The organism is Pseudoalteromonas sp. SANK 73390, from assembly GCF_054966645.1.
Map to the genome: position 1 here is coordinate 1 of NZ_ARPN01000060.1, position 9,690 is coordinate 9,690.

Genomic DNA, 9,690 nt, shown 5'->3' on the forward strand with positions numbered 1-9,690 from the left:
AATGTTAAATATTAGAAGGTTCTGACCTTCGTCAGAATGACAAGAAGGGGCACCCTGAACTTACATAATCGTCATCCTGAACTTGTTTCAGGACCTTATAAAGTTATAAAGCGGTCAGAGTTGACCTGTTTTAAATCCTAAAAATCGCTAAGATACACATATACTGAATAATTAACTAAATGCTTAAAAAACAGCATTTAAATAAGTAAGTTTCCATTATCCAACCAATTGGCCCACATTATTATGTGGGCTTTTTTATTGCCTCAGAGGTGCATTATGCGCGTTTTTAACTTGTTAGATATGTCTAAGGTGCCATTACCCGACACCATTACTGAGCTGGATTTTGAGCAAATACTATCACAGCTTAAAAACAAATTACTTGAACATTACCCACAGTATAAAGAGGCTTTGAGTTTTGAGTCAGAGCCAATGCAGGTGATGTTAGAAATGCTGGCATACCAGCAATTATTGTTTGACGGTAAGTTAAACGACGCCATTAAAGGTAACATGCTAGCAAGCGCCACAGGGAATGATTTAGACGCCATTGCTGCTCGTTATAATGTTGATAGGCAAGATAAAGAAAGTGATGAACGTTTTCGCCGTCGCACTCAAATGGTGTTTGAAGGTTTAAACACGGCAGGCAGTAAACAAGCCTATCAATTTCATGCGCTCTCGGCAGACCCACGAGTAAAAGATGTATATGTTACAAGCCCTGAGCCTTGCGACATTCATTTAACCATTTTAAGTCATGAACAAAACGGTGAACCGTCAGATGATTTACTTAAAATACTAAAGCAGCATTTCGGTTTATTACCTACTGGTAACATCGCTAAGGAGGCCTCAAAAGTAAGGCCACTTGGCGACAGGGTAACGATTGCTGGCCCTGACATTAAGCATTTTGACTTAGCCGTGTCGATAAATATTGCACCGGGCCCTGCTGCATCCGTGGTTGAACATACGGTAAAGGCAGCATTGGCGCAATACTTGGCTCAGCAAACCTTATTAGGTCGTGACATTAATCACATGGGGTTATTTGCGGCGCTGAACCAACCGGGTGTTGAAAGTGGGCAAATAATCAGCCCTATCGGCGACATCAGTATTGGGGCAAATCAAGTGGCGATATGCGATAGCATGACTGTGCAAAGCTCAGTGGTGGAGGCGTAAATGGATAACTACGCGAACCTGCCTAAATTATTGCCAAGTAATGCCGGTCGATTGTTACAGGCGCTCACGCAGCTATTAACTTACCCTGATAAAACCCAGTTATTGCATGATATTTGGCACCCGCAGGCATGCCCTGCGCAGTTATTGCCGTGGCTTGCATGGTCACTGTCGGTTGATGATTGGAATGATGCATGGAGTGAAAAAAATAAACGCCAAGTGATTGCCGATGCATTTACAGTGCATCGTTATAAAGCCACGCCTTTTGCGTTAAAAAAAGCCTTAGATAGTTTGGGCATAGAAACCGATATTCAAGAATGGTGGCAATCACCCAATGCCAAACGTGGCACCGTGATAGTTAATGCATTGGTTAATGCAAATCTTGATAGCAACGAGCAGGGATTGTTAACTAAGGCCATGCTTGAGCAGGTAAAACGAATTATTGATACAGCAAAACGGGCATCAATTCATATTGAAGTACAGCTTGGCATTTCACTTAAAGAGCAGTTTACAACCGGGTTGTTTAGTGGTGCAGGGATTGGTCTTGCCAACAAGGATGGGGCATTTAACGGCGTACACCCGAATGCCGGCGTACTCGAATCGGGAGCGCTATTGAGCAGTACGTCCGGTGTGGGTGCAATTAATAAACAAGCTCAGCTCAAAGGGGTTATGCCAAATAATGGTCAAGCGATGCTTGGTGCGAGTTTAGCAACATCGCAAGGCGTTGCTGCGCTTGATATTGATGCCAGTCTACAGGGTATTGCACCGAATAGTTTAGATACACAAGTGGGCGCTGTGCTTGCAGGTAAAAGCGCAATTGCAAAATGTGAGTATCAAGCTGCTTGGCTTGGTATTACGCCAGAACCTGCGGTAGTTGCACAGGGCATATGTGCGTTATTAAGGCGCATTCAGTTTAATCATTTAACTTTACAAGGAGCGACTTAATGTCTGCACTTACCTTGCAGTTTACTCAAGCTGGCTTAGATGCCTTACTCAGTGCCACACAACGTGGTTTTAAAGGCAAAATTAGCCATATGGCATTTGGTGATGCCGCTTATACACCAAACAAAACGCAAACCGCATTAAAGGGCGAAAAAGAACGCGTTGCAATTGTTGATACCGACTATAGCGATGGCGAAACCAGCGATCTTAAAATAGCCGCTAAATTTGATGCGCCACTTGAGTACGCCATTCGTGAGATTGGTGTGTATATTGAGTCACCAGATGACACTGGAGAACTTATTTTACTGGGTGTGTACTCGCAACCAGATACCACCCTTGGCTACCGCACACCCGATGTGAAAGTGTTGCAATGGTTAACGCTATCTTTGGCACAAATTCCATCAGATAGCGTTGAAGTAAATGTGGGGGTTGATAATCTTAATATTATCGTCGACAGAGAACTTGCCGATATGGCTTTAGTACAGCTCAACACCATGCAACGTCAAATTCAACAAGAGCTACGTTTAGTGGCACTAGAGCAAGCATAATTACTTTAAACAATACGGTTAACTTTCTTTTAAAGCGGACAGTATTGACCTGTTTTAAACGCTAAAAATCAGTAAGATACACATACACTGAATGATTAACCAATATGACAACGGATTAAGTATTTTACGTAATCCTGAACTCATGTTTGTCATCCTGAACTTGTTTCAGGATCTCACAAACCTAAACGATGATGTTGCAGGGTACGAAGATCCTGACCTTCGTCAGGATGACAAGGTGCAGGATGTTTAGGCGTTGTTTGCTAGTGTGAATTGATGCTCATACTCATACTCATGAACTTATACTCGTCACCTTGAACCAATGTTTGTCACCCTGAACTTATATTTGTCATCCTGAACTTGTTTCAGGATCTTACAAACCTAAACGATGATGTTGCAGGGTATGAAGATCCTGACCTTCGTCAGGATGACAAGGTGCAGGATCTTACATATCTAAATATTCAGAATAAGCACATTCTTTGGCTTTTAAATTCAGTAAGTTAAGTACTTATTAAACATAAGGAATAACCATGTCAGAACAAGATAAAACCATGACGCAACGCCTGAGCGATGTGGTCACAGCAGCCGATGGCTTAACTCAAACGGTACAGGATCAGATAGGTCAGATTAATAGTACCGTGAGTGCCAAGATGGCAGAGGTTGACTCAACTATTTCTCAAGCAAATAATGATATTGATAGTGCTATTTTAGAGTTAGGTAATAGCCATGCAAATCAAATCATCAGCTATTACGACCGTATTCAGCACTCAAAATCATCTTTGCAGCCAAGCATAGACCCTAATGACGAAACTCAAACTCAGTGGATTAAAGTGCCAGTGACCAATACTGGTTATCATACTTATCCTGCAGCGCAGAAATTAACGAAAGTGCATACGGTTAATGTATATACATCTGAACCCGGGTACTACGAGCAACCTGACAAATATGTCAATGATTGGTCACGTTCACACGTTGAATTTATTCAAGCTAATTCTGAAGCAACTAGTGAGCAAATTAATCAAGAAATTGAGAAAAATAATTTAACTGTACGTGGCTATGGCGGTTGGTGGGATGGTGCTCGAGTCTACGATATTAATACACTTAGAGTAGCAGGTTTACACCCTTATAGTCAGCTATTTGTGCGATTCAAAAATGCAGTAGTATCAAACGCTGCTGAGGGCGCATTACCGCAAAATATTATTGAGTTTGGTGGTAATAGCTACTTCTCAATTGACCGAGTCGTAAATTACCCAGCTATAGATGCTTAGGAGGCATTATGGACTATCAACCATTATCGCAAGAAGCTATTCAAGAGCTTGAGAAGCAAGTTAAGCGTGGTCAAATTAAACTCAATGTAGCAGATCAGGCATCTTTGCTTGGAACTGTTTCTGATACTTGCCACTTATTATTGTTAGAGCTTGCAAAATTAAGCTCAAAATTGGCAAATGCTAATTCTTTAGATGAAGTAAAAGTGGCTGCGGGCGAAACCAACGCCTTGATTGGTCAGTTTGTAGATAAAGTAGAGCAAGGAACGCTTGTGTTTCCTTATCAACAAAAAGGCACCGAGCAGGTATTGAGTGAAATTGAATCACGTGCTCAGGGTGTATGTGAAATTTTAACACCAACAGCTGAGTAAAGCATCTTAACCTCTTTCGGGCACGTCGTCCGCCGTTAATCCTACAGCCGATTCTTTGGCTGAGCATTTTATCAGAGATCACTATGAATCATCGCAGTACCCTAGTTGAAAAGGTGCTTGAGTACCTTACGTCTGGATTACAAGGTGTGGCTCAGGTTGGGCTTATAAAACACACTTTACCTTATCCAGATTTAACACAAGTTGCGCAGCTGTGTGTCACGCTGGTTTCAGAACGTCAAGCCAGTGAGTTGCAAACAACAGGCGCCGCATCAGGCGTGACTTATGGGCCTACTTCTAATAAGAACTTAAGCCCAAACCCACTCGACAGACGAGTGCTTAAGTTGCAACTAGATATTGAAGCCGAAGATGCCGATAGCATCGCGTTACTTGCTCGTTTAGACGGGGTGATAGATTCTGCTGAAGCACTGATGCAGGCAGACGGCGTGCCCGTTCCTTGGCAGCATTTTGTAGCGCAAAATGCACAATTTGCATTTACCAAACAAGCCGACGCCATGATTGGCAAGGTCACACTAATTTGGGAGTTTTTCTATCAAGTTGAACCACCTGAAGAAGCACCCGGCCCCACCATCACCGATGTGTTTTTGGGTCCGCAAGGGGGCGAGCATCATCATGTGGCAACCGTTAATGCGCAAGGCGAGGTCGTTATAGCGGAGGCAGACAATGCAGGCTAACCCACTACAAAGTAATCTAGCACAGGCGGATATGCAAAACCGTTTGGCCAAGTTAATTTCTCTAGGCACTGTGAATGAGGTGGATTACGAAACGGCAAAAGTACGCGTTAAAATTGGTGATTGGCTTACCACTTGGCTGCCTTGGCTCACCAATCAAGCATTTAACGACCTAACTTGGCAAGCACCAGAAGTGGGTGAGCAAGTGATGGTGTTAGCGCCTTGTGGTGACTTAGCTCAAGGTGTTGTGCTTGGGAGCGTGTATCAAAACGGTCACAATTTAGAGACGGTTGCTAGTGATGTTGCTAAGGAAGAGCGTGTAAATGTGCAGCGGACCAAATACCAAGATGGCTCAATGGTTGAGTACGACCGTAAAAAACACCAGTATTTACTTGATGTTAAACAAGATACGGCAGTAATCAAGCTAAAGTCTGCTAAAGATATTATTTTAGAGTGTGACAACGATTTAAATATTACCGTAGGTAATAATGCCACCATTCAAGTGACGGGTAATGCAACCGTTAATGCCGATAAGCAAATTTCAGTCACCGCCAAAGAAGCGTTAAGTTTAAAAGGCTCCGAGGTAAATATTGAGTCAACCAGTGGCAACGTGGCAGTTAAAGCAGCGGCAACACTTAAGCTCAACGGTAGCCATATCAGTGCGCAGGAGTAAATCATGCCCGCTATTTCTTTAGATGGTCATATTACCAATGTGCATGTGGGCTTTTTGCCAGGCAGCGCCAGCGCATCGCAAGCAAGCTTTACGGTGGCCGGCAAACCTGCATTGCGTCAAGGCGACTCTATCAGTACGCACAGTATGATTGCAGACCCAAAAACAAAGCATATTGCTAAAACTATTTCGCAAGGTGCAGGCAGTTTTACCATTGCTGGTAAAGCGGTTGCCAGAATTGGCGACCCAACCAACTGTGGCGGCAAAATGGCATTAGGTGAAGGCAGCTTTACCGTTGGCGGTTAGTAAGGAGGGCCAAGCATGATTGGCATGAACGCACAAACAGGTCGACCGCTATCGGGCGTTGACCATTTAAAACAAAGTATTCGAGATATAGTTACTACGCCTTTGGGCAGTCGCGTTATGCGTCGTGACTATGGCTGTGGTTTATTTGATTTACTCGACAGCCCATTTTCTAGCTCTTTAGTAGGGGATATCACTCTTGCAATTTCAGAGGGGTTAGAGAAGTGGGAACCACGCTTTCGTCTTGAATCAGTTGCCGTGCACCCCGCAGGCAGCGGTAAATTGTCGATAGATATTAACGGCCTTTATTTAATAAACGGTGAACCCGTGTTGATCGAAGGCATACAAGTTTAATCGTAACAACATAAAACAGGGCTTAATCACCCAATTATTTTTTAAATCTTAAAACCACGCTTGGCGTGGTTTTTTTGTTTCTAACTGACATACCCTTAAAGGAGAATCATATGTCACAATTTCTACATGGTGTAGAGGTTATCGAGGCGCAATCAGGCACTCGTCCAATCAAAACAGTAAAAAGCTCAGTAATTGGTGTTATTGGTACTGCACCAGCGGCAGATGCAGAAAAATTTCCACTTAATACACCTGTATTAATTGCAGGTAAGCGTGCTGAAGCTGCACTTTTGGGTACTGAAGGTACACTGCCTGCAGCAATGGATGGTATTTTCGACCAAGCCGGAGCAGTGGTTGTGGTTGTGCGCGTTGAAGGTGCTGATGAAGCATCAATCATGACTAATATGGTTGGTGGTGTTGCAACAGATGGTTCATATGAAGGTGTACAAGCTTTCTTAGGCGCGGAGTCGGTATTAGGCGTTACTCCACGTATTTTGGTAGCCCCAGGTTATGCGCATCAGCGTCCAGAAGGAAACCGCAACCCTGTTGTAACTGAAATGGTTGCAGTGGCTGAGCGTTTGCGTGCGGTAATTATTGCTGATGGCCCAAATACAAATGATGATGAAGCAAAAGCCTATCGTGGTGACTTTGGATCTCGTCGCGTATTTGTGGTTGACCCTGCAGTTAAGGTATTTCGTGATGGTGCAACAGTAGTTGAACCTGCCAGTGCACGCGTTGCGGGTATGATTGCAAAATCAGATAACGACCGTGGTTTTTGGTGGAGCCCAAGTAACACTAATATGAATGGTATTGTTGCAACTGCTCGTCCAATTGACTTTCAGTTAGGCGACGCTAACGCACGTGCAAACTTGCTAAACGAAAATGAAGTGGCGACGATTATCCGTCAAAATGGCTTTAAACTTTGGGGTAACCGTACCTGTTCTGACGACCCTAAATGGGCATTCCTATCTGTAGTCCGTACCGCAGATATGATTAATGACTCATTGCTACGTGCGCACATGTGGGCTGTAGACCGTAACATTACTAAAACGTACATCGAAGATGTAACACAAAGCGTGCAGTCATACCTTGATAGCTTAAAAGCACAAGGTGCTATTTTAGGTGGTCAAATTTGGGCTGATGCAGACCTAAACACACCAGCAAACATTCAAGCAGGTAAAGTGTACTTTAGCTTTGACTTTACACCACCTACACCGGCTGAGCACATCACCTTCAAGAGCATTCTTACCAACAACTACCTAGAGGAAATCGTATAATGGCAATGTCTCCTAAAATCCTAAAAAAATTCAAGTTATTCGTTGATGGTAAAGGCTACTTAGGTATTGCTGATGAAATCACTTTACCAAAAGTAACGGTTAAAACACGTGAAGTAACGTCAGGCTTTCAAGCGCCAATTGAGCTTGATGTAGGTCAGCTTGAAAAACTTGAAGGCTCAGTAACACTGCTTGAGTACAACGCTGACATGATGAAGCTACTAGGTGACTGGAGTGGTAAAACAACACCACTTACAGCACGTGGTGCGATTCAAGCACAAGGCGAAGAGCCAGTACCTGTAAAAGTAACTCTTGAGGGCTTCTTCAAAGAAGTTGATATGGGTAACTGGAAAGACGGCGAAGAAGCAAAATTAACGCTTCAGTACGCGGTTCAAAAATACAAGTTAGAAATTGGTCAGGATCTTATTTATGACATCGACCTACAAAACGACACTCGTATTATCAATGGTAAAGATCAAATGGCACTACTACGTGCTGCAATTGGAGCGTAATAAGTTATGACAGATATCATTAAACTGAACTTCCCAGTCACGGTCGATGCGCATGAGTATGCCGAACTAACAATGAGACGACCTAAAGTGCGTGATCGTTTAATGGTGGACAAAACAGATTTGAGTGAGTCAGAAAGCGAAATTCGCTATTTCTCAAATCTGTGTGAAGTCTCTCCTGAAGTGATAGAAGAGCTTGATTGGAGTGACTTTGTTAAGTTGCGCGAAAAACTTCAGGCTTTTCTCGTATCCCGCCCAAGCGTTTAAAAGGGATGGTTATTGCCCTTGCTAAATATACTGGGTGGGGCTTAAACGAGCTTAACGCGCTGACCGAACCTGAGCTTTGCGATTGGTTCGAGGCAGCCGTAGACTATAAACAATCTACTGAGGCAAATTAAAGTTTGCCATCAGTACATCAAGGCAGGTTTTTACCTGCCTTTTTTTGTACTGCAAATAATATTTACCAGTGTTATTTGCAGTACAAATAAACCCTCTATTGAGGTGAATAACACCACGCCTGTTAGCGCATCGCCAAACCTCCTTTGGCTTTAGTCAATATTCTCAACAGGTACTTCGCTCATTTCTTTGTATTTCCTAGGTATCGCTATGACAAATCAGGGGTCTTCTGATCAAAATCGCAACGCACAGCAAGGTGCTTCAACTGTGCAGGGTTCTGTTGAAAATAAAGTAAAAAACAAACTGCCAAAAGTGCAGCCATATGAAGACATCAGCGTAAGTGCCGCGTTACTTGGGCAGATGATGCAACAACTTGATGATGCTTTAGCAATCGATACTAAACCACTTAAGTCATTATTGGCTATGTTGGCACAGTTCAATATAAATGAACTGCTACAAAGTCATGAAGGGCTGTTAAGAGCATACTTATCGGATTTAAACTCTGCATTGCAGCAAGTGAGTGCCACCTCGCTTGACTTAGCGCCTTCTTTTGTTTCGCCAAACGCTCAAGCAGGTCAATCATCACCACAAATGGGCATAGCTTCTGCAAATATTGAAGGTAGCTTATCGAGTGTTGAAGACTCCGTATTTCGCCAAGTTGATACACAGAGCATCATGCGTGAAAGTATGCGCTCAGTGCAACAGAGTACGATTAGTTTACTTAAAGCCATTGATATTCAATCTTTGGATGCAAGTTTTACTGAGCTAAATTGGTCAGTTGGCGCTGTAAACAACTCAGTGCAGGAGTTATTAGCTGCACTTGAGGGCAATGTCGGAGCAGTTTCTCAATCAGATAACGCCCAAGCGAATAATAAATTACAAAGCCCAAACTCATTATCACCAAAGCCTAATGGCGCATTGAATAATACAGCACTTGAGGCTGGGTCTTTAAAGGCTGCAAAGGCGGCGAATAAGCCGACTCAAAAGGTTCTTGATGAAGCTAGCACTGCTCGGGGCCAAAAGAGTAATACGCGCCGAACAAATACAGCGACAAATAAACGGTCGCAACAAAAAGCAGTTAATACCAAGCAAGGTATTAGGCCGACTATGGCTAAGCTATCAGCATTTAAGCAGCTAGATATGCAAAATGTTGCGTCTGATGATATGAATTTATTGTTAGAGATGACTCCCAGATTGCTAAAAGCGGCCAATCT

Annotated in this window: 13 protein-coding genes; all 13 read left to right on the forward strand. The window is 43.2% G+C overall.

What is annotated here, in order from left to right; translation table 11 throughout:
• Nucleotides 1-276: 276 nt before the first annotated feature.
• Complete coding sequence (locus SANK73390_RS09295; RefSeq protein ID WP_462765672.1) at nt 277-1,164, forward strand: baseplate assembly protein; 888 nt, start codon at nt 277-279, stop codon at nt 1,162-1,164.
• Nucleotides 1,165-2,106: a phage tail protein I gene (locus tag SANK73390_RS09300; RefSeq protein WP_462765674.1), complete on the forward strand. Its 942-nt coding sequence runs from the start codon at nt 1,165-1,167 to the stop codon at nt 2,104-2,106.
• Nucleotides 2,106-2,651 carry a phage tail-collar fiber domain-containing protein gene (locus SANK73390_RS09305; RefSeq protein WP_261626354.1) on the forward strand — a complete coding sequence of 182 codons (546 nt, stop codon included), beginning with the start codon at nt 2,106-2,108 and terminating at the stop codon, nt 2,649-2,651. Before SANK73390_RS09300 ends, SANK73390_RS09305 begins: the two co-directional genes overlap by 1 nt.
• A gap of 527 nt (nt 2,652-3,178) precedes the next feature.
• Complete coding sequence (locus SANK73390_RS09310; protein WP_462765676.1) at nt 3,179-3,916, forward strand: hypothetical protein; 738 nt, start codon at nt 3,179-3,181, stop codon at nt 3,914-3,916.
• Nucleotides 3,917-3,924: 8 nt separating this feature from the next.
• Nucleotides 3,925-4,284, forward strand: coding sequence for a hypothetical protein (locus tag SANK73390_RS09315; protein WP_462765678.1), 360 nt, complete (start codon nt 3,925-3,927; stop codon nt 4,282-4,284).
• A gap of 83 nt (nt 4,285-4,367) precedes the next feature.
• A complete protein-coding gene (locus SANK73390_RS09320) occupies nt 4,368-4,976 on the forward strand; it encodes a hypothetical protein (RefSeq protein WP_462765680.1) in 609 nt (202 codons plus the stop codon).
• Complete coding sequence (locus tag SANK73390_RS09325; RefSeq protein ID WP_462765682.1) at nt 4,966-5,646, forward strand: phage baseplate assembly protein V; 681 nt, start codon at nt 4,966-4,968, stop codon at nt 5,644-5,646. The genes SANK73390_RS09320 and SANK73390_RS09325 overlap by 11 nt, the downstream gene beginning before the upstream one ends.
• 3 nt (nt 5,647-5,649) lie before the next feature.
• On the forward strand, nt 5,650-5,949 hold the full coding sequence (locus tag SANK73390_RS09330) for a PAAR domain-containing protein (RefSeq protein WP_462765684.1): 300 nt from the start codon (nt 5,650-5,652) through the stop codon (nt 5,947-5,949).
• 15 nt (nt 5,950-5,964) lie between these two features.
• Complete coding sequence (locus SANK73390_RS09335) at nt 5,965-6,300, forward strand: GPW/gp25 family protein (RefSeq protein WP_261592352.1); 336 nt, start codon at nt 5,965-5,967, stop codon at nt 6,298-6,300.
• Between the two features lie 110 nt (nt 6,301-6,410).
• Complete coding sequence (locus SANK73390_RS09340; protein ID WP_462765686.1) at nt 6,411-7,574, forward strand: phage tail sheath subtilisin-like domain-containing protein; 1,164 nt, start codon at nt 6,411-6,413, stop codon at nt 7,572-7,574.
• Nucleotides 7,574-8,083, forward strand: coding sequence for a phage major tail tube protein (locus tag SANK73390_RS09345; RefSeq protein WP_462765688.1), 510 nt, complete (start codon nt 7,574-7,576; stop codon nt 8,081-8,083). The genes SANK73390_RS09340 and SANK73390_RS09345 overlap by 1 nt, the downstream gene beginning before the upstream one ends.
• A 6-nt stretch (nt 8,084-8,089) precedes the next feature.
• The gene (locus tag SANK73390_RS09350) at nt 8,090-8,347 is read left to right on the forward strand and encodes a phage tail assembly protein (protein ID WP_261592354.1); all 258 of its coding nucleotides are present in this window, start codon (nt 8,090-8,092) and stop codon (nt 8,345-8,347) included.
• Between the two features lie 339 nt (nt 8,348-8,686).
• Nucleotides 8,687-9,690: hypothetical protein (locus SANK73390_RS09355; RefSeq protein ID WP_462765690.1), on the forward strand; the 1,004-nt coding region annotated here is incomplete at its 3' end.